At 46.9% G+C, this 23,310-nt stretch carries 23 protein-coding genes and 1 pseudogene; 13 read left to right on the forward strand and 11 right to left on the reverse strand.

Features of this window, described 5'->3' with window-relative positions; translation table 11 throughout:
• Nucleotides 1-9: 9 nt before the first annotated feature.
• The gene (locus AC1S5B_RS24640) at nucleotides 10-414 is read left to right on the forward strand and encodes a hypothetical protein (RefSeq protein WP_482038304.1); all 405 of its coding nucleotides are present in this window, start codon (nucleotides 10-12) and stop codon (nucleotides 412-414) included.
• A 24-nt stretch (nucleotides 415-438) separates the two neighbouring features.
• On the opposite strand, the gene AC1S5B_RS24645 is transcribed toward AC1S5B_RS24640, so the two are convergent.
• Nucleotides 439-1,680 (reverse strand): MFS transporter, encoded by a 1,242-nt coding sequence (locus AC1S5B_RS24645; RefSeq protein WP_482038305.1) that lies wholly within the window; start codon nucleotides 1,678-1,680, stop codon nucleotides 439-441.
• Nucleotides 1,681-1,906: 226 nt separating this feature from the next.
• On the opposite strand from AC1S5B_RS24645, the gene AC1S5B_RS24650 reads away from it, so the two are divergent.
• A complete protein-coding gene (locus AC1S5B_RS24650; RefSeq protein ID WP_482038306.1) occupies nucleotides 1,907-2,710 on the forward strand; it encodes a hypothetical protein in 804 nt (267 codons plus the stop codon).
• 132 nt (nucleotides 2,711-2,842) lie between these two features.
• Here AC1S5B_RS24650 and AC1S5B_RS24655 read toward each other — a convergent pair whose 3' ends face one another.
• Nucleotides 2,843-3,031, reverse strand: coding sequence for a hypothetical protein (locus tag AC1S5B_RS24655; RefSeq protein WP_482038307.1), 189 nt, complete (start codon nucleotides 3,029-3,031; stop codon nucleotides 2,843-2,845).
• Between the two features lie 174 nt (nucleotides 3,032-3,205).
• Here AC1S5B_RS24655 and AC1S5B_RS24660 point away from each other — a divergent pair.
• A pseudogene (locus tag AC1S5B_RS24660) lies at nucleotides 3,206-3,490 on the forward strand (ATP-binding protein); the annotation flags it as partial.
• A gap of 557 nt (nucleotides 3,491-4,047) precedes the next feature.
• Here the strand turns inward: AC1S5B_RS24660 and AC1S5B_RS24665 are convergent.
• The gene (locus tag AC1S5B_RS24665) at nucleotides 4,048-4,299 is read right to left on the reverse strand and encodes a hypothetical protein (protein WP_482038308.1); all 252 of its coding nucleotides are present in this window, start codon (nucleotides 4,297-4,299) and stop codon (nucleotides 4,048-4,050) included.
• A 509-nt stretch (nucleotides 4,300-4,808) separates the two neighbouring features.
• Between AC1S5B_RS24665 and AC1S5B_RS24670 the strand changes: the two genes are divergently transcribed.
• Together AC1S5B_RS24670 and AC1S5B_RS24675 are read left to right on the forward strand one after the other, a co-directional pair.
• Nucleotides 4,809-5,813, forward strand: a complete 1,005-nt coding sequence (locus AC1S5B_RS24670; RefSeq protein WP_482038309.1) for a phosphoribulokinase — start codon at nucleotides 4,809-4,811, stop codon at nucleotides 5,811-5,813.
• Nucleotides 5,814-6,060: 247 nt separating this feature from the next.
• Nucleotides 6,061-6,654 carry a hypothetical protein gene (locus AC1S5B_RS24675; RefSeq protein ID WP_482038310.1) on the forward strand — a complete coding sequence of 198 codons (594 nt, stop codon included), beginning with the start codon at nucleotides 6,061-6,063 and terminating at the stop codon, nucleotides 6,652-6,654.
• Nucleotides 6,655-6,745: 91 nt separating this feature from the next.
• Here the strand turns inward: AC1S5B_RS24675 and AC1S5B_RS24680 are convergent, their stop codons facing one another.
• Nucleotides 6,746-7,966, reverse strand: a complete 1,221-nt coding sequence (locus tag AC1S5B_RS24680; RefSeq protein WP_482038311.1) for a phosphoglycerate kinase — start codon at nucleotides 7,964-7,966, stop codon at nucleotides 6,746-6,748.
• 195 nt (nucleotides 7,967-8,161) lie between these two features.
• Here AC1S5B_RS24680 and AC1S5B_RS24685 point away from each other — a divergent pair, with 195 nt between their 5' ends.
• From AC1S5B_RS24685 to AC1S5B_RS24695, 3 genes are all read left to right on the forward strand, one after another.
• A complete protein-coding gene (locus AC1S5B_RS24685; RefSeq protein WP_482038312.1) occupies nucleotides 8,162-8,563 on the forward strand; it encodes a universal stress protein in 402 nt (133 codons plus the stop codon).
• Between the two features lie 216 nt (nucleotides 8,564-8,779).
• On the forward strand, nucleotides 8,780-9,496 hold the full coding sequence (gene rph / locus AC1S5B_RS24690; protein WP_482038313.1) for a ribonuclease PH: 717 nt from the start codon (nucleotides 8,780-8,782) through the stop codon (nucleotides 9,494-9,496).
• Between the two features lie 625 nt (nucleotides 9,497-10,121).
• Nucleotides 10,122-10,463 (forward strand): SH3 domain-containing protein, encoded by a 342-nt coding sequence (locus AC1S5B_RS24695; protein WP_482038314.1) that lies wholly within the window; start codon nucleotides 10,122-10,124, stop codon nucleotides 10,461-10,463.
• 102 nt (nucleotides 10,464-10,565) lie between these two features.
• Here the strand turns inward: AC1S5B_RS24695 and AC1S5B_RS24700 are convergent, their stop codons facing one another.
• Complete coding sequence (locus AC1S5B_RS24700; RefSeq protein ID WP_482038315.1) at nucleotides 10,566-10,700, reverse strand: hypothetical protein; 135 nt, start codon at nucleotides 10,698-10,700, stop codon at nucleotides 10,566-10,568.
• Between the two features lie 190 nt (nucleotides 10,701-10,890).
• Between AC1S5B_RS24700 and psbD the strand changes: the two genes are divergently transcribed.
• Nucleotides 10,891-11,949: a photosystem II D2 protein (photosystem q(a) protein) gene (gene psbD / locus AC1S5B_RS24705; protein WP_482038134.1), complete on the forward strand. Its 1,059-nt coding sequence runs from the start codon at nucleotides 10,891-10,893 to the stop codon at nucleotides 11,947-11,949.
• 213 nt (nucleotides 11,950-12,162) lie between these two features.
• Here psbD and AC1S5B_RS24710 read toward each other — a convergent pair whose 3' ends face one another.
• Together AC1S5B_RS24710 and AC1S5B_RS24715 are read right to left on the reverse strand one after the other, a co-directional pair.
• Nucleotides 12,163-14,001, reverse strand: a complete 1,839-nt coding sequence (locus AC1S5B_RS24710) for an ATP-binding protein (RefSeq protein WP_482038316.1) — start codon at nucleotides 13,999-14,001, stop codon at nucleotides 12,163-12,165.
• An 8-nt stretch (nucleotides 14,002-14,009) separates the two neighbouring features.
• Nucleotides 14,010-16,013: a PAS domain-containing sensor histidine kinase gene (locus AC1S5B_RS24715; RefSeq protein WP_482038317.1), complete on the reverse strand. Its 2,004-nt coding sequence runs from the start codon at nucleotides 16,011-16,013 to the stop codon at nucleotides 14,010-14,012.
• A gap of 502 nt (nucleotides 16,014-16,515) precedes the next feature.
• On the opposite strand from AC1S5B_RS24715, the gene AC1S5B_RS24720 reads away from it, so the two are divergent.
• From AC1S5B_RS24720 to AC1S5B_RS24735, 4 genes are all read left to right on the forward strand, one after another.
• Nucleotides 16,516-17,226 (forward strand): response regulator, encoded by a 711-nt coding sequence (locus AC1S5B_RS24720; RefSeq protein ID WP_482038318.1) that lies wholly within the window; start codon nucleotides 16,516-16,518, stop codon nucleotides 17,224-17,226.
• Between the two features lie 196 nt (nucleotides 17,227-17,422).
• On the forward strand, nucleotides 17,423-17,605 hold the full coding sequence (locus AC1S5B_RS24725; RefSeq protein WP_482038319.1) for a CsbD family protein: 183 nt from the start codon (nucleotides 17,423-17,425) through the stop codon (nucleotides 17,603-17,605).
• A gap of 230 nt (nucleotides 17,606-17,835) precedes the next feature.
• The gene (locus AC1S5B_RS24730; RefSeq protein WP_482038320.1) at nucleotides 17,836-18,183 is read left to right on the forward strand and encodes a hypothetical protein; all 348 of its coding nucleotides are present in this window, start codon (nucleotides 17,836-17,838) and stop codon (nucleotides 18,181-18,183) included.
• 139 nt (nucleotides 18,184-18,322) lie between these two features.
• The gene (locus AC1S5B_RS24735) at nucleotides 18,323-19,426 is read left to right on the forward strand and encodes an AI-2E family transporter (RefSeq protein WP_482038321.1); all 1,104 of its coding nucleotides are present in this window, start codon (nucleotides 18,323-18,325) and stop codon (nucleotides 19,424-19,426) included.
• 82 nt (nucleotides 19,427-19,508) lie between these two features.
• Here the strand turns inward: AC1S5B_RS24735 and AC1S5B_RS24740 are convergent, their stop codons facing one another.
• The 4 genes from AC1S5B_RS24740 to AC1S5B_RS24755 form a co-directional block, all read right to left on the reverse strand.
• Entirely contained in the window at nucleotides 19,509-20,672 is a 1,164-nt protein-coding gene (locus AC1S5B_RS24740; RefSeq protein WP_482038322.1) for a sensor histidine kinase, read from the reverse strand.
• Nucleotides 20,673-20,734: 62 nt separating this feature from the next.
• Nucleotides 20,735-21,157, reverse strand: coding sequence for a response regulator (locus AC1S5B_RS24745; protein ID WP_482038323.1), 423 nt, complete (start codon nucleotides 21,155-21,157; stop codon nucleotides 20,735-20,737).
• A 194-nt stretch (nucleotides 21,158-21,351) separates the two neighbouring features.
• Nucleotides 21,352-22,386 (reverse strand): sensor histidine kinase, encoded by a 1,035-nt coding sequence (locus tag AC1S5B_RS24750; protein ID WP_482038324.1) that lies wholly within the window; start codon nucleotides 22,384-22,386, stop codon nucleotides 21,352-21,354.
• On the reverse strand, nucleotides 22,373-23,077 hold the full coding sequence (locus tag AC1S5B_RS24755) for a response regulator transcription factor (RefSeq protein WP_482038325.1): 705 nt from the start codon (nucleotides 23,075-23,077) through the stop codon (nucleotides 22,373-22,375). The genes AC1S5B_RS24750 and AC1S5B_RS24755 overlap by 14 nt, the downstream gene beginning before the upstream one ends.
• Nucleotides 23,078-23,310 lie beyond the last annotated feature (233 nt).

Genomic DNA, 23,310 nt, shown 5'->3' on the forward strand with positions numbered 1-23,310 from the left:
AGACTTACTGTGAATCGCCTTCTGTTCAAACAATTGGCGTGGGTTGGCAGCGTTTTAGTCACAAGTTTTTTGATCGGTGCGATCGCGCTTTTTGGGCTGACTCGCCCATCGTTCAAAGTGATAAAAACCTGGGAAAAGCCTAATGCTTCTATGTACCTGACCGTATATGAAAGCGATACGGACTGGCGTGGTTTTCCCTTAAATGTTCAACCTCGCTATGGCATTTACGTGGGGAAGACGAGTGGTACGCCATCTTACGGACATTTTGTCGATATGTCGTTTTACGGATTACTGGAACAAACCGATTCGATCCGCCAATCTAGAGTGGAGTGGTCAGATCAAGGGGTAACCCTGCAACAGCCTTCTGGTCATGTGTTATTTATCCCCAAAGCCATGTATGAGGGCGGACGATAATAGGCAGTTAGGGATACGAGCAGGTTACTGATTTGGCAGCGCGTAAACATCGCGACCACGTCCCAGGGAATATTTAAGCGAGTGGGCAAAATCTTTGCTGCACAAGGCGACAAAGCTGATGATTGCCAGGGATGAAATACCTGCGGCAACTCCAAATAGTCCCCGATAGCCGATCTCCTCTGCAAAGTAACCCATCATCGGACCGGCGATCGCCATGCCACAGTCAAATCCAGCTAAGCACAGCCCAAATACGCGACCGCGTTCATGAGGTTCCGAGCGATCCGCCGTCAGTACAATCATCATTGGAATGAAAATGCCGCTACCGGCTCCTTCCAAAAAACCAGCCAAGAGAAACTCAGGCGCACTGTGGGCACGCCACAGTAGCAGCATGGCGACGGTATAAAGCAGTAGGCTAATGGTAATAAAGCGTCCCCGTCCATGGCGATCGGAGGCGCGACCCGTTAGCAGCCTCACCCCAAAACTGGCGATCGCCGCAGCGGTATAAAACAAACCAGCATTTAAATTCACACCTGTTTCTTGAATGTAAAGCGGCACAAATACGACTAAAGTACCAAACGCAATGCCAATTAAAGACAGCACCAAGGCAGGAACTCGTAGACGAGGATTCCACAAAAATTTCCAAAAGGGAATCGCGTGAACCTGTTGAGAAGCAACAGACGGAATTAGTGCAACCGGAGGCGCTTTAATTTGGGTGGCACACAAAATTCCGCCAAAGCCCAATCCCGCAGAGAACAAAAACAAGGGCGTGTAGCCTGCCCATGCCTGTAAAAATCCCCCGATCGCGGGTCCTAATGCTACTCCAATCGGATTCACTAAGGTCATGTAACCCAGCACTTCGCCCCGATTGTGAGGAGGAGCCAGATCCGTCACTAACGCACTAAAAGCCGTGGTGAATGCGGCAATGCTCAAGCCATGAAAAGCACGAATGGTAAATAATAGAGGAATGGATTGAGTCATCAGGTAGCCTAGAGGGGCGATCGCCACAGCCACCAGCCCAATCATCAGCACTCCAGTACGGCTTTTTTGATCGGCTCTGCGTCCTAACCAAGGGCGAAAAACCAGCAACCCAATGGCAAAGGCTCCCATGACAACACCCACTTCGCGATCGCTGGCTCCTCCCTGCTTGATATAGGGAGACAGGGTTGGCAGCAGGGATGCCAAACTTGCCCAAAACAACAGCCCAGATGCAAACAAAATCACCAGATTACGGCGTTGCTCTGGCTGAAGGGTTTGAAATACTTTCAATCGGATAACCTCTGCGATCGCTTACTTCAATGATGAAGATATTTGAATTCTTTGGCTATCCTCCGATTGGACAGAAAGCATGGCGACAACCGTAGAATCTATTCAGGTAACACGCTGAATTATGGTTGGTAAGTCGCTTCATCGTATGTTTGTATCGCTTGCCACATTGGGGTCGGCTGATTCATACTGGGCTAGACAACTTTTGTATTCTCGTCCCGTTTAAACTATGCGATCGCTTGTCTTATCTCTCGCTTTTCTGTGCTTAGGAAGTCCCGCTATTGCCGCGACCTGCGAGGAAAGCTTTCAGAAAAAAGGCGACTTTCTCAACGGTGCTGCCTTTGCTGCGCGGGTTCAAGTGGAGGGGGGAACGGTAGAGAAAGCCTTGTCCCAACTGCGACCCATCTTAGCCCGTGATGGCATCAAGACAATCAGCGTTGATGTGAATGCGGGAACGCTGAACGCTGAAAATCCTGCAACGATGTTTCAGCGGGCTTTGCCGATCGATGTGTTTGCATCAATGGACGGCACTCTGTTAAACGTTGAAATGGTCTTCACCCTTCCAAGTGGCGTGACCGCACGCAGGGAAACTGTAAAGAAACACCTGTGTGCTGCGCTCAATCAATTGCTGCCCAAACAGAACGCGGCAACCGTTCCACCTGTAAAGGATGATTCTACTGCCATTGAGATCGAGGCAGGCACCCTAGCTAAACAGGTTAAGGAGTCGGCAGATAATCCTGCCCGCCTGCGATTGAATTTTATCGGTAAAACTTTTCGGCTGAATGGAAAAGTGCTAGGCATCAAAGAGAGTGATGGTTCCTACACGGTATCGTTCGACAGCATTCAACCGAGCACTGCTAACGTTCCCGCAGAAAAAGCAAATCGAATGACGGTTTTGTGTACGATGGCAAAAAATCAAGATGCCGCCGTTGCAGCATTACAGACAAATCAACCTGCTACCTTAGTAGGACGCTTCCAACGGTTTGATAGCGAGGTAAATACCATTCAGTTACAAGACTGCATAGGGCGCTAATAACTCAAGTTGCCAGTTAGAAGCGGCAGCAGACGGAAAACAAATAACATCTCTCCAAGGTCTTGTTGCACCTGGAGAGAATAAAAATGATTGCTGAAGTTATAGCGGTTTACGCCATCACCGATGACCTGCTCAAAGAGATCGGACATCGAGAGGATAAGCGCGATGTTCATCTAGATGCGTTTTCATTTCTGCCTCCAGGCAGCGTTCCACCAAGGCTTGAGTCAATTGTTTGAGAATGCGACCATCTCCCAGTAAACCTTCTGGTTTCTCAGAGCCTTGAAGCAATTGGTCAAGCAGTTCGGGTTGAAAGGTCATCATGATTTTGTCTCAAGCTCAGTAGCTCATTAGAGCTTAACTTCTGACCTTTGACACAATCTAACTTGTAATTCCAGTTCTCAGTTCTCACTATCAACGTCTGCATTAAAAAGCTCTGACCTCAACACTCTTCCAACTCTTGCATCACGATCAACACCGAAAAAATCTCCTGATCGTCTAGTCGTTTCAATTGCAGACAATGGCACTGGAACTCCCGATACTGTACAACAACGACTGATTGATCCCTCTTTTACTACCAAAGAGGTTAGTAAAGGTACGGGCATGGGATTATCGGTTAGCTACCAGATCGTTACCGAGCAACATCATAGGTCTCTGGAATGCTTTTCTGCACCCGGACAAGGGCAGAATTTCAGATTGAGACTCCGATTTCTCAAGGCTCCACTTGAGGTAGCTTTAAGAAATCAGCATGGGCAGTCGCCTGTTGTCAAAAATAGACTTTAGCTAAGGAATGCGATCGCGTACTGGTGATACCGAACAAGTAATTCGACCCTGCCGCCTTTGGCACCTCTCTTTATCAAGGGGATATTGGGGAAAGTTCGATCTGCCGTCTTTTCCAATTGAATGGGTATGACATATTCCCGCAGGACTCAATATTGTGCGTCAAAGTCCTAACCTATACACAGCTATATTGATGGTCCATCATGTCTTTTTGGATCTTTCTTTTGCTTTTTTGATCCATCAGATTCCGCTTTTGGCTTTTTGGATTCTTTATTACTCTTCCTTTCTTTTGCCACGCTGGTTCTCTACTTTTTTTGATCTAATCACATTTTCTCAGACCCAAGGATCTTAATTGAGTTTTTTAATCAGGTCAATGTCCCATAATCTATCCGCTTTTACTCTTTTTCATCTTCTAAACTAGCAATTTCCGGTTCGAGAAAATCCATCTAATGCCTCTGAAGCCTTGTGCTCCTGAAATTCACCGATTTCGTAAGGTCTCAGTCTACCAGCGCTTTCTAATCAACCAAGAAGATTTTCCTAGGCTACTTTAAGCGCAACTTTCATCGCTTGGTTTCGGGGTTCGGTAGTCCTAAAAATGTGTAGACAATTCGCAACATGGGTGCGATCTCAGCCTCATTCAGTAGCCGCAGCCGAGTCTCTTCAGGAACGAGGCTGGCAACTGCGGTCGAGACCCTAGGATTTTCCTGTTTCACGCACTGCATCCGCGCCAACGTCAGTGATGACCGGGGGGGCAGTGAAAGATTGAATTTGAATTGGCTCCCAATCCCACCAAGGTTGAGAAAGTCGCACAAGGGAAAACAGGATTTGTGGTCGTGGTAACCCGTTGGGTGATTGAGCGATCCAATGATTCGATGGAACGCTGTAAGAGTTTAGGCAAGAACTTTGAGAGAACCCTGGACAAGGCTGCTGCCAAAGTTAATCTTTGTTTCATTCGCTTGATACTCAAACAGCTAACAGCAAATTAGATGTCAAATAGGCTCTATGGAAGCACTGCTAAATTCTAGATGAGTTTCAAAATTCATCAGATTCATTGAACTGCTCTTTTGATAAAAAGTAGAACTTAGCAATAAATTTTCTAATAAGTAGTGTTGTAGGGGTGATCCCATTTTGGTAAGATAAACTTAACGGTAGTATTAAATACTTAATCGTCAGAAAGACTTGCCTGAAAGATTCGCATCTGGCTGGCTGTTAGATCTTCGTAATGAGCGATCGCATTTTATTAGATAGCAAGAATCGCTCTAATTTGCAAACTTTGCATTAGACGAATCTTTAGTAGATAACCCTTTTGTTAGAGGAAACTATGACCAGTAAGCCAGACCGCGTGGTAATGATTGGCGTTGCAGGAGATTCAGGATGCGGAAAGTCCACCTTTCTGCGCCGATTAGCAGACCTGTTTGGAGAAGAGTTCATCACGGTGATCTGCTTAGACGATTACCACAGTCTGGATCGAGTGCAGCGCAAGCAAACGGGTATCACTGCTTTGAACCCCAAAGCGAACAACTTTGATTTGATGTATGAGCAAATTAAAGATCTGAAAGACGGCAAATCTATTAATAAGCCTATTTATAATCATGAAACTGGCTGCCTTGATGCGCCCGAAATGGTTGAACCCAATCATATTGTGGTGATCGAAGGGCTTCACCCTTTATATGATGAGCGTGTGCGGGGTTTGTTAGATTTTAGTGTCTACCTCGATATCAGCGATGAGGTGAAAATTGCCTGGAAGATCCAGCGCGATATGTCTGAAAGAGGTCACACTTACGAGGATGTATTAGCAGCAATCAACTCGCGTCGCCCTGATTTCACTGCCTATATTGATCCTCAGAAAGAGTTTGCAGATGTGGTGATTCAAGTTCTGCCGACTCAACTCATTAAGGATGATCAAGAGCGGAAAGTCCTCCGGGTGCAAATGATTCAGCGCGACGAAGTTGAAGGTTTTGAACCCTCTTACCTGTTTGATGAAGGCTCTACAATTGACTGGATACCTTGTGGGCGTAAGCTGACTTGTTCTTATCCTGGTATTCGGATGCACTACGGTCCTGATGCTTATTATGGACATAGTGTTTCTGTGTTGGAAGTGGATGGTCAATTCGATCGCTTAGAAGAGGTGATCTACATTGAGCAGCATTTAAGCAATACCTCAGCTAAATACAACGGTGAGCTTACAGAGTTGCTATTAAAACACCGCGATTATCCCGGCTCTACGAATGGAACTGGATTGTTTCAAGTGTTGACAGGGTTAAAGATGCGTGCAACCTATGAGCGTTTGACTGCGGGTCAAGCAAAGATCGCTGCCCAGGTTTAGTTATAGGTATTGGATGCAGAGCAAAGTCATTAAAAGCTTGTTTCTGCATCTCTCATCTACCGCTACAAGTGAGGCAAGTGAAAAATTAGTAGATTCGATAGTTCTCAAAAGAAATCCTGGTTGATTTGCAAGTCAGCTTGGTCCCTGATTTCCGATACTATTCTCTTAAGACTCTTAGACAAATTTTAGAGTTGAATAGGTTTTAACAATTTGTTTGGTGTTGACTGCTCATTAGGAATTACTGGCTATGACTACTGACAATACGGCTGGAGCAAATGATGGCGGAACAAAGGCAACAACTCAGAAGGCTTCCCGCTCGACGAAAGCTGTAGCGCCCAAATCAACCGGGACTAATGAGCAGGCAGTTGAGACGGATACCCTTAAAGTAACTGGTGAAGATGTTATGAGTGCTGATGATATGGTTAAGTTGCAAGCTCCTTCCGCTCAAGATAAGGCAAGCAGTCAATCGGCGATCACGATACATCACGATCACGTCGCTGCGGATGGTCCATTGATGTCTAGTGAATTTGATATTGCTGAAACAATTTCTTCTGCTGGCATTCGCCCGATTGAAGCTAGCCATCTAGATTTAGCAGGTTCTTTTATGAATGGTCGCCCGATCGCAACGAGTAGCTTAACCGTATATGACATGCTTCCGGGCGATCGCCCAATTTTCAATAGCGACATCAAAATGGTAGAAGGGCTGATGTTAATGAACCGCCCGGTGATGGCAAGCAACCCTGATTTGATGCAAGGCTCTCTGCTGCCGGGTGGTCGTCCCATTGCCTCCAATCAAAACGTTGATCCTGAGCCAGCAGCCCTAATGGGATACCTCGATTAGTTCTTAAAGCCAAATTGCGTTTGGTTGAAAGGGGATGTTCCATAGACAGCATCCCCTTTTTTAGGATCAAAAAATGCTAGTCAGTCTTACGTTATGCATTATCTAAGGCTGCAATTCCAGGTAATTCCTTGCCTTCCAGCAGTTCTAAGCTGGCACCCCCGCCCGTAGAAATATGGCTCATTTGATCGGCTAAGCCGGCTTTTTCAACCGCTGCAACCGAGTCGCCGCCGCCAATGATGGTAGTGGTTCCAGTTTTGGTCAAGCCTGCCAATGTGTGCGCGATCGCGTCTGTGCCCACGGCAAACTTAGGAAACTCAAACACGCCCATGGGACCATTCCAAATCACCGTCTTCACGTCTCCTAGCGCAGCTTGGAATACCTTCACCGAATCGGGTCCGATATCCAACCCCATCCAGCCATCGGGAATGCTGTCCACGCTCACCGTCTGGGACTCTGCATCGGGCGCAAACTTGTCAGCAACTATCACATCAGTTGGCAGAAGCAGTTCCACGCCTTTTTCCTTGGCTTTTATTTCAAGAGTTCTCGCCAATTCCAAAAACTCTTCCTCCACCAACGATTTACCCACACTCAAACCACGAGCTTTGTAGAAGGTGAAAATCATGCCGCCGCCGATAAATAGCTTGTCTACCTTATCGAGCAGCGCTTCAATCACCGTGATTTTGCTGGAGACTTTGGAGCCGCCAATGATCGCTGCCAAAGGACGAACCGGAGCATCTACCGCCGCTTGCAAATACTTCAGTTCTTTTTCAATCAAAAGCCCAGCCACCGATGGCTTCAGATAGTGGGTTACGCCTTCCGTGGAAGCATGGGCGCGGTGAGCTGTCCCAAAGGCATCATTCACATATAAATCAGCAACAGAGGCAAGCTGTTTGGCAAATTCTGGGGTGTTTTTCTCTTCTTCAGGATGGAAGCGAACGTTTTCTAAGAGCAACACATCGCCATTGTTCAGTGCCGCCACTTTTGCTGCAACGTCATCACCAATGCAGTCATCGGTTTTGACCACAGGTTTGCCCAACACTTCAGAAAGGCGATCGCCCACAGGAGTTAGCCGAAATTTGTCCGTCACCCGTGCCGCAAAATCATCGCCCTTCGGACGACCAAAATGACTCGCTAGAATTACTTTTGCACCGTTAGAAGTGAGATATTGAATAGTAGGCAGAGCCGCACGGATGCGCGTGTCATCTGTAATCTTGCCGTGATCATCCACAGGCACGTTGAAATCTACGCGAACCAAAACGCGCTTGCCAGATAAATCAGCGGACGATAAGTTTGCTAAAGTCTTTTTGGACACCGAACCAACCTCCTGAATCAGTCTTCTGCTCAATCCATATTTTTTCATGATTTGGGACACTCAGCGGAGGAAGTCAAGGATTAGGGGACAAGGTGTCAGGGTTCGGGTGTCCAGTGTCAGATAAAAATTGCCCTATTTACCCTCTACCCATTCTTTCTAACTTTTCACCTCTTTACTTTTTTGGAGATAACGGGAATGTTTGAGACTGTACTTTTTCCGATTGATCAGAGTCGTGAATCGCGGCAAGCAGCCGAAACTGTGGCAAAAATTGTCAGTTTTCACAAGAGCCGCTTGATTATTTTGTCGGTTGTGGAAGAGGCAGAAGCAGGTGCTTCAGAAGTGATGTCGTCGCCAGAGGCGATCGCGGAACTGCTAGAAAGCGCAAAAAATATGTTCTCTCAGCAGGGCATTCAATCGGAACTGCTGGAACGGGAGGGTAAACCTGCTTTCACTATTTGCGATGTGGCGGATGAAATTGAAGCCGACCTGATTGTCATGGGCTGTCGTGGCATTGGGCTAACCGAAGAAGGCGCAGCAGACAGTGTGACTAATCGAGTGATTAACCTGTCTCCTTGCCCTGTACTGATTGTGCCCTAAAGCAGGTTTTAGGTTTCAGCTTTTAGGTTTCAGGAGCAAAATGCTTCAAATCTAAAGTTCTGGATTAGTCACGTTCTTCACAAAAACTCCATCCGCTTACAACACAAGCCCTCCACACTTTGCTCCTTATTCTTCCACGCACCCGCCCCCCTGTCACCTGCCCTCTGACGCCCGACACCTGCTATCCTTGGCTGTGAGATTCTTGAGGTAACAGGCATGGCTTGGCAGCGCCCCGACGGTCGGCAAGCAAATCAACTCCGTCCAGTCAGTTTCGAGCGACAGTTTACCCGATTTGCGGCGGGGTCTGTGTTGGCACGGTGTGGGGATACTCAGGTACTCTGCACGGCGACAATTCAATCTAAAGTTCCCAAGTTCTTAACGGGTAAGGGGCAAGGCTGGCTGACGGCAGAATATCGAATGTTGCCGACTGCAACCAGCGATCGCCAAGAGCGCGAATTTATGCGCCTGTCGGGGCGAACCCAGGAAATTCAGCGATTAGTAGGGCGAAGCCTGCGATCGACGCTGGATATGGATGCCTTGGGAGAGCGCACTATCATCATCGATACAGACGTGCTGCAAGCGGACGCTGGAACCCGAACCATGGCAATTACGGGCGGGTTTGTGGCACTCAAAGACGCGATCGCCACACTGATACAAACTGGAGAGCTAGAGCGATCGCCCTTGATTCATCAAGTCGCCGCCATTTCCGTCGGCTTACTCGACAACGAACCTTTGCTCGATTTGAAGTATGAAGAAGACGTTGCGGCTGACACAGACTTTAATGTAGTTATGAACGAAAATCTACACCTGATTGAAGTGCAAGGCACAGCAGAGGCAGGTTCCTATAGCCGAAGGCAGCTTAATCAAATCTTAGATCTAGCAGAACTGGGCATCAAACAACTATTGACATTTCAACAACAAGCCTTTGAGTAGATACACCGTGCGAACCCTAACCTCTTAATTTGTATCCAAATATTGCTGTTTGTATTGTTATTTATGGATGGGTTAACTTCAGTTAAAGCGAGTGGTCTGTTTAGTCGTTGATGCTATTTTTTAAATAGACACAGAGAGGACTTGCAAACACTCTTTAAACCAACGGCTTTTGAGCCTGTGTCTCCCCTTTAAAAGCCACTACGCCCCTAGTTGAGAAAGTAGACAAGCTGTTGTAAGTTTTTCTCATATTGCTCTACTTTTCGTGATTGAAGATCACGTTTTTTAGCCGATTTAGATCGGATAGTTCTCACTGGAATTTCACAACTGATTACGTTTCATTTATCAGTTTTTTCCAAAAAGGAGGGAAGAAGTAAGGTGTTTTTCTCGCTGGCTTGGCGTAGGATTTCTGTAAACCCTTAGTTGCTAAAATTTATTTTGACATACCCTGACAGCCTGACAGCCTTTCTGTTGGGCTTCACCCGTTTAAACCAATATCACAATTAGGTCGATTGAAGAACCTAGCGGCAGCAACAACGGATAGTACACCGATTTTCGGTATCGCTGGCGGAAAAATAGACCCCCTGAATGAAGCGCGCAACTTTCAACCCGCACGGTCAGAACAGTGATGAATTTACAGAACAGTTTGAAGTATCTAGGATTGGCACTGGGTACTTTACTGATCGCTGCATTTCCTGGATTTGCTCAAAACTGCCAATTTGCCCGCATGAATACCGGTAATGTTGGCTCTTTGCTGGGTTTTAAAGGAACTTCGATTAGTGTTCGAGATGGGGCAAGCCATACTGCCTATGTTCGCCATATTGGCTATCCGGGCGATTGGGTAACCATCCTGGCAAAAACCTGTGATGACGAAGGATTCACTTGGTATCGGGTGCAATTTCAGAGATCGGGAGTGAAGGGCTGGATTCGTAGCGACTCTATCTTTGATATACGGGACTTAAAAATTTGAACGCTTGACTCACCCCATCAACACGGCTGACTTTTGATGGCTGCCGACGGTTGCCAAATTAAATTCAAGTTTTCTCATAGGCAGAGAATGGTGAGCGATAATTCAGGCGCGGTGATAGGAATTGCAAACTCGGCGATCGCGGGTGGAGTCAGGTAGCGTAATCAAACTTTTATTTTTATGGCGATCGCGACCCCTATGCGATCGCTCCCATAATCGTCGCAACAGGCTATTAAGCATAAATACTTAGCTATATATTCGTTGAGAATTTACCTAGGAAATTTATGGACTAATTTGTATAATTGATAGATAGTAAAGAAACGTAAACTCTGCTCATACTGTAGCAGCTCTGAATCTTTTTGATTGAGCTTATTTGGTATAGGGCTAGAGATATTCTTAAGCACTTTTATCCAATCTGGAGTTTTACCGTATGACCGTAGCACTGGGGCGCGCGCCTGCAAAACAAGGGCTGTTTGATGCTCTTGACGACTGGCTGAAACGCGATCGCTTTGTCTTTATCGGCTGGTCTGGCTTACTGCTCTTCCCCTGCGCCTACATGGCAATTGGCGGATGGCTAACCGGCACCACCTTCGTCACCTCCTGGTATACCCACGGACTGGCATCATCCTATCTTGAAGGCTGCAACTTTCTGACCGCAGCCGTTTCCACTCCTGCCGATAGCCTAGGGCATTCCCTGTTGTTCTTGTGGGGACCCGAAGCTCAAGGCGACCTGACCCGCTGGTTCCAACTCGGCGGCTTGTGGGCATTTGTTGCCCTCCACGGCGCATTTGCTCTGATTGGCTTCTGCCTACGCCAAATCGAAATCGCTCGGTTGGTCGGCATTCGCCCTTACAACGCGATCGCCTTCACCGGTCCGATTGCCGTCTTCGTCTCCGTCTTTCTAATCTATCCCTTAGGACAATCAAGCTGGTTCTTTGCCCCCAGCCTAGGCGTTGCTGGCATCTTCCGGTTTATCCTGTTCGTCCAAGGGTTCCATAACTTCACCCTCAACCCCTTTCACATGATGGGCGTTGCCGGGATTTTGGGCGGAGCATTGCTCTGTGCCATCCATGGAGCGACGGTGGAAAACACCTTGTTTGAAGATGGCGAAGGCTCCAATACCTTCACCGCCTTCTCCCCTACCCAAGCCGAAGAAACCTACTCCATGGTGACGGCGAACCGCTTTTGGTCGCAGATCTTTGGGATTGCATTCTCCAACAAGCGCTGGCTGCACTTCTTCATGTTGTTTGTGCCCGTCACCGGATTGTGGATGGCATCGATTGGCATCATTGGTCTAGCGCTCAATTTGAGAGCGTATGACTTTGTTTCTCAGGAAATCCGAGCCGCAGAAGACCCTGAGTTTGAAACGTTCTACACTAAGAACATTCTGCTCAATGAAGGCATTCGCGCTTGGATGGCTCCTCAAGACCAGATTCACGAAAACTTTATCTTCCCTGAAGAAGTCTTACCTCGTGGTAATGCTCTCTAAAGATTAGATTCGTTTTTCTTAAAAGCCTCTGTTGTAGTGACAGAGGCTTTTTTACAGGTTTTTTCGAGACGCTTTGCATGCTTAGCGACCGTTAAACGGCATGAGCAGGGGGCTTAAGCCCTTTGCTGGTAGAGCTTCTCAAGTTTTGAAGGGTACGGCTTAAATGACGATTAGCTTGTGGAGTTGTTCGCTACGATTTTTCAGCTATATTTTTCAGCCATGACGAGAGGATTCTTTTAGCCAGGTGAAGTGGAATGTGGCACCGCTACCTTCCTGGGAAGTAATCCAAATATTGCCACCCTCGGCTTCAACGATTCTTTTCACGATCGCCAAGCCGATTCCAGTACTTTCCTTGGTGTCGCGGGCTTCTAGAGTTTGAAAAATCACAAACACTTTAGTGTGATAGTTTGCATCAATGCCGGGTCCATCGTCTGCCACAGAAAATTCGTAAAATAAACCCTGTTCTTGAACAGAAATGGTGATCTGTCCATCGGGGCGATCGTGGTGTTTGATGGCGTTGCTGATTAGGTTGGCAAAGACTTGTCGCAACAGCATCACTCTGGTAATGAACGTCGGCAGGTTGGGCGCGATCGCGATCTTGAAGGTGGCAGGCGGCGCGAGAGAATCGATTACTTCTTCGAGCAGCATTTTCACAGAGACTTGTTCTAGCGGAGCTTGGGTGCGCCCCACGCGGGAGTACTCCAGCAACCCATTGATTAATGCTTCCATCCGATGAACTCGCCCCCGCAATAGCCCCATTTGGCGCTGGTTTTCAGCGGGAAGTTGCCCTTGCAGATCTTCTTCAATCCATTCCGAGAGATTAGCGATCGCTCTTAGGGGTGCCTTCAAATCGTGGGAGGCAACATAGGCAAACTGTTCTAACTCACGATTGCGATCTTCCAAGGTGACATTGGTTTGTGCCAGAACCGTTGTGATTCGAGTTAATTCATCGGCACGGAACTGAAGTTTTTCCTGGGATGCATGAACCTCAGTCATGTCGCGGATGATGGCAAGCAGTCGGTGATCGTCTAATTGCATATCACTCACCGAAATGGCGATCGGAAAGGTTGTTCCATCTTTCCGAATTCCGGAGGTTTGCCAAGCGCGCCCCGTTTGCACAAGCGGACTATCCATGACGCTTTGTTTGGCGTTGGTGTGTTGGTTGCGGGTGAGAGACTGAGCCTCAACTAATAACTGCTCAACTTCACGCCCAATCACTTCGTTAGGTGAATAGCCAAACATTTCACATGCCGTAGGGTTAAAGGTTTCAATTCGGCTATCTTCATTCAGGATAATCACCCCATCCACCACATTGGAAACAATGGCAGTTAACAATAAGCGGCTCTCACTCAAACGTTCTTCGCGATCGCGTAATTCTCGATCCAGTTGGCGAAACAAATAAAGGGATGCAACAAATCCTAATCCACTAATTGCCGCAGTGAACCAAATTGCCACAGAACTCACTTCCTGAATGGTTTCTCGCCGCTTCAGTAAATTATCTTTATAAATTTGTTCGCTCCGCTGTAGGGTTGACATGGAAGCGCGTAGAGCATCCATGTTGATTTTGCCCTGATAGAGCAAACGCTGGGTAGGAAACCCTGCGGCGGTAGACGTTTGCTGAGCATTGGTGGCAGCAATCACCTGTTGCGAAATGTCTAGGTTGCGCTGCACTAGTTGTTGAATTGTGTTGACTTCTACTAACCGCCCTGGCTTTTTTTGCTGTAATTGTTGTAGCCGCACGAGAGGGGTTTGATAGTCAACCAAAGATTGCTGATAGGGCACTAGAAAAGAGCGATCTCGGGTAGACACATAGCCACGCACACCCGTTTCTACATTAATTTGTTCAATCAGCAACTTATAGCTTTCCCTGAGTACTTCATCCGTAGATTCAATCTCTCGCCGGACACCGATTAAGACTTGCCGCGACCATGCCCATGAGATCACCGTGATCACCAGGCAAATTGCAGGAATGGCAACGACGATCGCACCGCGATGACGAATCGGTAACTTAGACCAACTGACCCACAATTTTTTGAGTGGAGTGCGTTTCATTGGGATATTCACAGTTCTAGGGTCGCATCTTTGGGCTGTTTGAGCCAGGTGAATCGAAAAGTAGTGCCTTGCCCCAGTTGAGATTCCACCCGAATTTGTCCGCCTTCGGCTTCAACAATTTTTTTGACAATGGACAAGCCTACACCCGTGTTTTCTTTGGAATCACGAGCCGCACAAGTTTGAAAAATGACGAAAATGCGATCGTGATACTCGGCGGCAATACCGGGTCCATCATCCGTAACGGTAAATTCGTAAAATGCGGCGCGATCGTGGGCAGTGATTGTAATGTGCCCATCCGTGCGATCGTGATGTTTGATAGCGTTGCTAATCAAGTTGGCAAATACTTGACGCAATAGGAGTTGTCGCGCTGGCAGGGTGGGCAAATCGGCAGCAAGCGCGATCGCAAAATTAGCGGGTGGATCAAGGGAATCGATCACCTCTTCCAGCAGGGCACTGACAGAAACGGATTCGATCGCGGCTTCAGTGCGCCCCACACGAGAATAATCTAGTAAGCCACTAATTAACGCTTCCATTCGCAGTGCCCGTTGGCGCAATAGCCCCATTTGCTGCTGATTTTCTGCGGGGAGTTGCCCCTGCAAGTCCTCTTCAATCCACTCGGCAAGGTTAGAAATTGCTCTGAGGGGAGCTTTCAAATCGTGAGAGGCAATGTGGGCAAACTGATCCAGTTCACGGTTGCGTTCTTCTAGCAGGGTGGCAGTTTGGACAAGCGCCCTGTTCAACTGCGCCATTTGAGCCGTTCGTCGCGCTACCCGATCTTCTAAGTCGGCATTCAGTTGATGAATTTCAGCTTCGGCTTGCTTACGCTGGGTAATGTCGCGTCCTTCGGGGATCAGCAGAACAATTTGCCCATTTTCATCTCGTAAGGGTTTAATTGAAAAATCGCAGATCACAATTTTGCCATCGGCTCCAGACAGTTCTACTTCATATCGGACAAATTCTCCAGTTGCGGCACGGGCGATCGCCTCACGTAACTGCACTCGAACATCGTGGGACGCTTGCCACCAAGGAGTTTCCCAAAACATCTGCCCAATCACTGAGGTCTTCACATCGCCAAACTTTAAAGCCGTTTGGTTTGCCTCACTCAGCCTGCCATCTGGTTCTAGCAGCCAAACGAACTGAAACGTTTGGTCGAAAATGGCACGAAATCGCCGTTCTTTTTCTTGTAATTCTTGCTCTGCCTGAAGGCGATCAGTGATATCTTGCTGCACGGCTACCAACACGGTGCCATGATCAGGATGCTCAAAAACGGTGGTGGTGGCTTCACACCAAAAAGGGGTGCCGTCCTTTTTGATGTTGTGGACGGTATAAGTGGCTTCGCCGTGGCTTTTCAATTGCTCAAAGATCCAATCTCGAACGGCTTCTGCTGCTGCCACACTCTGAGCACAGTTCACAATGGAAACTGGCTGACCGTTTAGCTCTCCTGGGGCATAGCCAAACATCTGCTCAAACTTGGGATTGGCATACACAATCAGTCCGTCGCCCAATCGCACTAAACAAATCCCTTCTGCCATATTGCGAGTAATCACCGTTTGCAGTTCTCGCTCCTGCTCTAGCTCGGTTTCAACTCGCCTCGCTTGACTGGCAGGGGTGCAGGTGCCCACCCATTCCACCACTGCGTTTGCGTCATCCAAAATAGGGCGACCTTTCACCACAAACCGCCGATGTGCGCCATCAACTTCCCGAAAGCGCAGTTCTACTTCAAACCCTTGTTCAGTGCTGATGGACTGTTGCCATTGCCGAAACGCGATCGCGCGATCGTCCGGATGAATCCAGTCAAACAAGCGCCACTCTAACGAATCGGCGATCGCAACACCCAAGGTTTCTGTCCAGGCAACATTGAGATAATTGATCGCACCCTGGGCATTGGCAATCCACATCATTTGCGGCAGCGCATCCAATAGCTGCTGATAGCGCCTGTTAGAATGTTGGGCAGAATCATATGAATTAGAAGCCGCGATACCCAACGCCTCCCCAGAGTTAGATTCATTCATGAGGCAAAGCCCAAACGCAAAATCCTGTTGCAAGCGACCTAATTTACATACTCTGCCACTGATTTGCCCACTGTTCCGCTCTCTTCAAGAAGGAAGGCAATCTAGCTCTCGCAGCTCTTCCCTAATGAGAGTCTTGGCAGATGTTTCAAAAAAAACTGCACGTTACCTTAGTTTTATAATTTTGGAGTTAAAAAAAACAAACAAAAACTAAAAGGTAGGCTTACCTTAACTCACTGCTTGAAAAGATTTCTTGCAGGCGCACTAGATTTCCTGCAAATATAAGCCGCTATATGGCAAACTGCATATACCTAATGGATGAACTTGCCAATAATTCCTCCAGTTATTTCAGGACTAATGCACTTACTCAGAGAACAAGGTGCTTAAGTGTTTAGTTCAGGCGCTTGAGCGAACTGATTGTGAGAATTTGCATAAGTCTCAGGGTGCAGTAATGGGCAGACGGTGAGCCACCCATCATTAAACGTGAAGCATTAATAAGAGACAAATGGCTGATATTGGGATTGTGTTAATTGAAGATCATGACCTGACCCGGTTAGGCTTGCGAACTGCCTTACAACGCCATAATTGCATTCGGGTTATAGGAGAAGCGGGCAACGCCAAACAAGGATTGATGCTGCTGCAAGATAAACAACCTGATGTTGCAGTAGTAGACATCGGTTTGCCGGATATGGATGGCATTGAGCTAACTCGCCAGTTTAAGCAATTCCAAGTAGAGACTAACAATTTTTCAACTAAGATCTTGATTCTGACGATGTATGACAGTGAAGACTCTGTGTTAGCCGCTTTTGGGGCTGGAGCCAATTCTTACTGTATGAAGGATATCAACATCGACCAGTTGGTGGAAGCCATCCAATCTACATCAGAGGGCAATTCTTGGATTGACCCAACGATCGCTAATATTGTGCTGCGCCAGATGCGTAAACCGATGACTGATCCAACCCAACCCAAAATGATCAAGATTGAGGCGGTTGAGTCGGCATATGAAGAAATTATGGACAACGTACAACTCACCGATCGCGAACTAGAGATTTTGCAGTTGATTGTGGAAGGTCAGAGTAATAACGCGATCGGTGAAACGTTGTTTATTTCTCTAGGCACGGTCAAAACCCATGTCCGCAATATTCTGAGTAAACTCTGTGCAGACGATCGCACTCAAGCTGCTGTACTTGCATTGAGATCGGGCTTAATTAGCTAGATGCAAAAGCAACAGTCTTCTAAATTCTTCTTTAATTTAGAAAGATTGAAGACTATCAATAAGCACGTCTTTAGATAGAGGAATATATCAGAGATGTAACATAAATTATTAGCTATGGAAGTGATTGTGGAAGAGTTCAAACAATACCTCTTCTACACAACACTAAAGATACACAACACCAAAAAGGGATAAAACCATGAGCGCTGAAGATAGATTAAAAGCCGTTGCAAAAAATGTTGAAGGCAAGGCTCAAGAGCTTTCTGGCAAGGTGACAGGTAATCCTGAAGATGAAGCTGCTGGGAAAGCAAAGCAAGTTGAATCGAAAGCTAGACATACTGTTGAAAACGTTAAAGATGATGTCAAAAGAGCAATTGACTAATCACTTTCGATAGCTTTTGTGAATATTGCATAGCTCAATAAGTCACCGCCAAAGCCTAAGCATTTTAACTGCTTGGGCTTTTTTTAAGGGCACTTGATTTTCTTTAAAAGGTTTCCTCCGAAAGATGGTAGAGAACTGATTTAGTTGCTACTTATGGTAGATGAGTTACTTCAATAACCCGCTATAAGCTGTTATCAATTCATGACTATACCATTTGGATATTACTAATTATGGCAAACCAAAACGCTGATTCTAATACTTATGATCGGGGTATTGTTCCCGCCGAAACTGCTGCTCGGATGGAGCGCGAAGGCGATAACTATAAGGAATTACCTGAAGAAGAAGGCAAGGACAGTCTTGATACCACAGGTGGCTTCACCGTTGACCAAGAAGGTTTGTTAAATAACTATGCGATCGAGCCTGAAATGTATTATGAAGTGCCAGGTGATGCAAAACAGGCTGAAGAAGAAGAACTGCGCGATCGCACTCAAGAGTTAAAAGAAGTCAATGAAACGGATGAAGATGGTAAGTTGACCAGCGATCACGACTCTCGTGGCAGAGGTCCTGGCGTGATCTAGGTTGAAACTTAGCTGAGTGGATTTAAGAGCATTTGATCTTCAAGTGCTTTTTTTACTTTTAAATATAGAAAGATAGGGTATTCATAAACGAGACTTTAGAGGAATATAGGAAAGATTACTTCACCCCACCCCGATTCCTGTGTCTTCTTTCCAAAGTGTTTTGATTACTTGGTCTCTGGTGCTGGTTGCAGGCTGGTTGACTACCCAAGCCCTGAGCTATGTGGGTGGCTTAATTAGTATTTTGCTGACTGCCGCCTTAATTGCTTTTCTGCTGAACTACCCAGTAGACGCTCTTAAAAAACTGCTGCCTAGAACTGTTGCCGCAGCAATTGTCTATTTAGTCAGCGTTTTGCTCGTTGTGCTGCTGTTGGTTACCTTGCTGCCGCCGGTGATTAATCAAGGGGTGCAGTTTATTACGGGCTTACCAAACTTGCTTGCTCAGGCTCAGGATAAATTAACAGGCTTTCAAATATGGAGCGATGAGCACGGTTTCCCCATTAATGTTCAATTATTAACTTCGCAGGTTCTAAGTCGGACTCAGGCGATCGCCGAATCTACCGCAACCAGAGGAGTCAGCATTGTCTTAGGCACCGTTAATCGCTTTGTGGATTTCACCTTAATTTTGGTGATTTCGTTTTATATGCTGATTGATGGCGATCGCCTTTGGAACGCATTTACCTCTGTGCTCAACCCCAGCATTCAGCAAGAACTCACCGTCAGCTTACGCACAAACCTCCAGCGCTTTGGCACAGGACAACTGCTCTTAGGCACCTTCATGGCAGTGGCTTTAACGATTGCCTTTTGGTTTTTACAAGTCCCTTTTTTCCTGTTATTTGCCGTGTTTATTGGAATCATGGAAGTGATTCCATTTGTGGGGGCAACCTTAGGCATTGGTACGGTAGTTCTAATTGTTTTGTTTATTGATTGGTGGCTGGGGATAAAAGTTTTGATAGTTTCTCTAATCATCCAACAGGTTAAAGATAACTTCATCACGCCCAGGTTAATGGGCAAGTTAACGGGGTTATCGCCTGTGTTTATTTTCATTGCCTTGTTGCTAGGAGCCAAAATTGGTGGATTGCTAGGGATTATCTTGGCGATTCCCTTTACGGGCGTGGTTAAAAGCTTTGTAGAAGTTGTTTCTGAGCCAACACTGCCGCCACAAACGGGGTCATTTTTTCGGAATCCGCTTGTTCTTAAGGACACCAATGCTTTGATGGAAAGGGTGGAGGAGAGAGACGGGTGAAGAGGTGAATGATATCTACGTCTTCGTTGATAAGCACTTGAGACTCAAAATATCTCCTGCGGAGACGCTACGCGAACAAACCTCAAACTCCTCCACTAACCTCACGGGCGCTTGGCAAGCAGACGGTGAAGATGCTGCCTTTCCCTAGCTCTGATTGGGCTGTGATCGCGCCTTGGTGAGCTTCAACAATGCGGCGCGCGAGATAAAGCCCCAAGCCACTGCCAGAGCGTTTGTTTTCTCCCTGACGGAATCGTTCAAATAAGATTTCTTGATCTTCCAAGGCGATGCCGGAGCCAGTATCTTTGACCTCAACTGCAACCCAAGGCTGGGTTAATAATGAGTGTGGAGGCGCATCTCCACTGGAACCAGTCAGACAGATATCAATTGAGCCTGTATCGGTAAACTTGATAGCGTTGCCAATTAGGTTGGTAAACAAACGACGCAGTTCTAAGCAATCGCCCATGACCGTCATTGGGTGCCCTGTTCCTTCTGAATTAACCTGCATCGTCAGCGACAAACCCTTTTCTTCGGCTAAGGGGAGTAGCTCTGTAACAATCGCTTGGAGAACTGACTGCAAGTCGCAGGCAGAAAAGCTCAGGGTTTTGTGTCCTGCATCATGACGATACACCTCCAGAATGGTGTTGACCATGTGCAGCAAATTCTGGTTGCTGTGAATCATCATGGCGATCGCTTCGGTCATCTCAGGCGAAACTTCACCAAATGCGTCTTGCTTAAACAATGTCAACATGCGATCGGCGGCAACTAGGGGCGTTCGCAAATCATGAGTTAATCGATAAACAAAATCTTCTCGTTGGCGAGAGAGTTGCTCCTGTTGCTGCTTTGCCGTCTCTGCTTCTTGCTCTAGGCGATAAAGCCGCACTGCGTTTCGTAAAATGCGAGATAGGCGATCGGGAGAGACTTTTGATTTAGGTAAATAGTCGGTTGCGCCTGCTTTCATCAGATCGACTGCGATTTGCTCATCTCCCTGCCCGGTTAGCACAATGATAGGTGTGCGAACGTTGTCTTGCCGCAAGTCTTTTACTAGAGCGAGTCCATCTCGATCGGGGAGCAGATAATCTAAAAAAATGCAGTCAAATGCAGTATTCTTCAACTCAGCGATCGCGCTCCTACAGTCCACTGCCTCTGTTAGAGTCATCTCAACTCCAGCCGTTTTCAGAGCGCGACGGACTGCCATGCGATCAACGACATCATCATCAACCACTAAAATTTTTAAAGTTTCTTCCATAACAAACAAGACAATGTTTGAGCAGCAATCATCCAACAATGGAAGGAGATTTGGATCGGTGATCAATTAGGCAATTCACACAGCGCCCAATATTTATTCAACGTTGCCATTAGTTCTGCAAAGCTGGTAAATGTGACAGGTTTGAGAATGTAGCCCGCCACGTTGAGATTATATGCCTCAATGCGATCGGGGTCCTGATTGGAGGTTGTCAATACTACCACTGGAGTAGACCGTAATTTATCATCGGCGCGTAGCTCTTGCAAGAACTCTAGTCCGCCCATACGAGGCATGTTTAGATCGAGCAAAACCAGCCTGCGAACTGGAGGTAGCATAGGGTGATTTTGGTTCTCTCCACGAAGCATTGCAAGCGCCTCAAGTCCGTTACTGGCAATGTATAGCGGATTCGTAATATTGTTGCGCTTGAACGCCCGTTGCACATTCATCACATCCACTTCATCATCCTCAACTAGGAGGATATTCATCATTCTGTCTTCCATTGCTAGTAAAAGGTGCTAGTTAAAGGATTTAGTGTATTAAGAGTTTGTTACACGTACTACTTCATTGTACGCAGAGATTCTAGGCTCATCCCTCAGCCCAGAGGATGATAACTATCTTACATACCCGTAGATCGCAATCAGCGCTGTAGCAATTTCTATCAGGAGTGACGTGGATTGGCAGTTTAAAGATAAAGCGGGATTGAAAAGCGAAAGCAACTCCCTTTTCCTAATGCGCTTTCTACTTCGATGTATCCACCCTGAAGTTCAACTAGTCGTTTTGCGATCGCTAACCCAATGCCAGTACTGCCAATTTTGAGGGCACGAGATTGATCAGTTCGCCAAAATCGCTCAAAAATATAAGGCAAGTCCTGTGCAGCAATGCCAATGCCTGTATCACTAACCGCAATCCACAGCATCGCATCACGTTCCCAAGCACCCAATGTCACGCTTCCTTGTGGACTATAGGTTATGGCATTATTCACCAGATTGACCAAGATTTGAGTGAGGCGATCGGGATCGGCGAAAACGGTTGGTAACGTGGAGGGATAGTGTAACTGGAGTTGACAGTTTGCTCTCAGACATTCTGCTTCAAAGGTAGTCGCGACTTGGTTGAGGATATGCAATGGCTCTAACACCTGAAGGTTTAAAGGTAGATAGCCCGCTTCCAGTTTTGAGAGTTCTAGAACATTATTGACTAATCGTTGAATGCGATCGGTTTCCTGCACCATTTGCCTGCCAATATCAGGATGGAATGCAATTTTGCCCGTATTCAACATCTCCAAATAGCCATGAATCACGGTAACAGGGGTTCGCAGTTCGTGGGCGAGGTCACTGGTTAACTCGCGACGGCGTTGCTCCACGCCTTCAAGACTTGCCGCCAAATTGTTAAAGCTCATACCTAAGCGATGAATTTCGGGAATGGAACAAGCAGGGATTCGCATGGCTAAGTCGCCTGTTTGAAAAGAATGAATCGCGGTTTCCATCCTTTGCAGCGGTCGGGAAATGGTGGTGCTAACGAGAATGCTGATGGTGATGACGCTGATTCCGCTAACCATGGCGGCAACTAGGGCATCTGAGAGGTTAACGCGACACAGATTGCTAATTAAAGCGATCGCCCCAATGCCTATCAACATCACCAAGGTATGGGTAGACAACAATCGCAGCCACAGCGATGGACGGACATGCAATGGATGAATAGACTTTCTAAGGATCTTCAAAGGCGTAGCCAACGCCGGAAATAGTTCTGATGAATGAATAGGTCTCAGCATTCCCTTGCCCTAATTTATGTCTCAATCGCTTGATGTAGGAATCGACAATGCGCTCATCTCCCGTAAAATCTCCTCCCCAAACGTTATCGAGCAGTTGAGTCCGCGTCCATACTCGCCCCGGACGATTCGCCAAGGTTGCCAACACGTCAAACTCTAAGGCGCTGAGATGAACTGCGATTTCGTTATTTCTAACCGCTTTTAAGAACACCGATCGCCGTTCTAAATCAATTTGTAAATGGGGTGTTTCAATTTTTAGAGTTGCTTGATGGCGCATGGTTCGCCGTAATAAAGCCCGAATTCGCACGAGTAGTTCCGTGGGGCTAAAGGGTTTTGGTAGATAGTCATCTGCCCCGGTTGAAAACCCAATAATGCGATCGATTTCCTCCCCTTTTGCCGTCAACATCATCACATAGGGATCTTTGCTAACGCCAGACTGCCGAATTTGAGTGCAAACTTCCAATCCATTCATTTCTGGCAACATCAAATCTAGAATGATCAAGTCAGGCTCTAGTCGTCTAAATGCGGCTAGTCCGCTTTTGCCATCATGGGCAACATAACAGGAGTACCCTTCGCTTTCCACACAGGTTTTTAGAAGGGACGCAATATTGACTTCATCTTCAATGACCAGGATTGTAGCCAAAAGACAGGTTCTCTAGATTTCAGAAACTCAGCCGCGCGGCTATTTTTCTCACTGTACAGCCTTTCTCGCTTGCATGAAATACAAGGCTGGTATCTGATTTCTGCCCCTCGTTTGACTCCAGTCTCGTGCGTTGCGTTAAGAGGCATTATCGACGGCTCCCATTGTACTTCGCAGCTACGAAATATGCGTTTCTGTAATTAAAAATTTTTAATTCCTTAGCATTAGGGCTGGTT

The sequence above is a fragment of the Leptolyngbya sp. CALU 1928 genome, assembly GCF_056784215.1.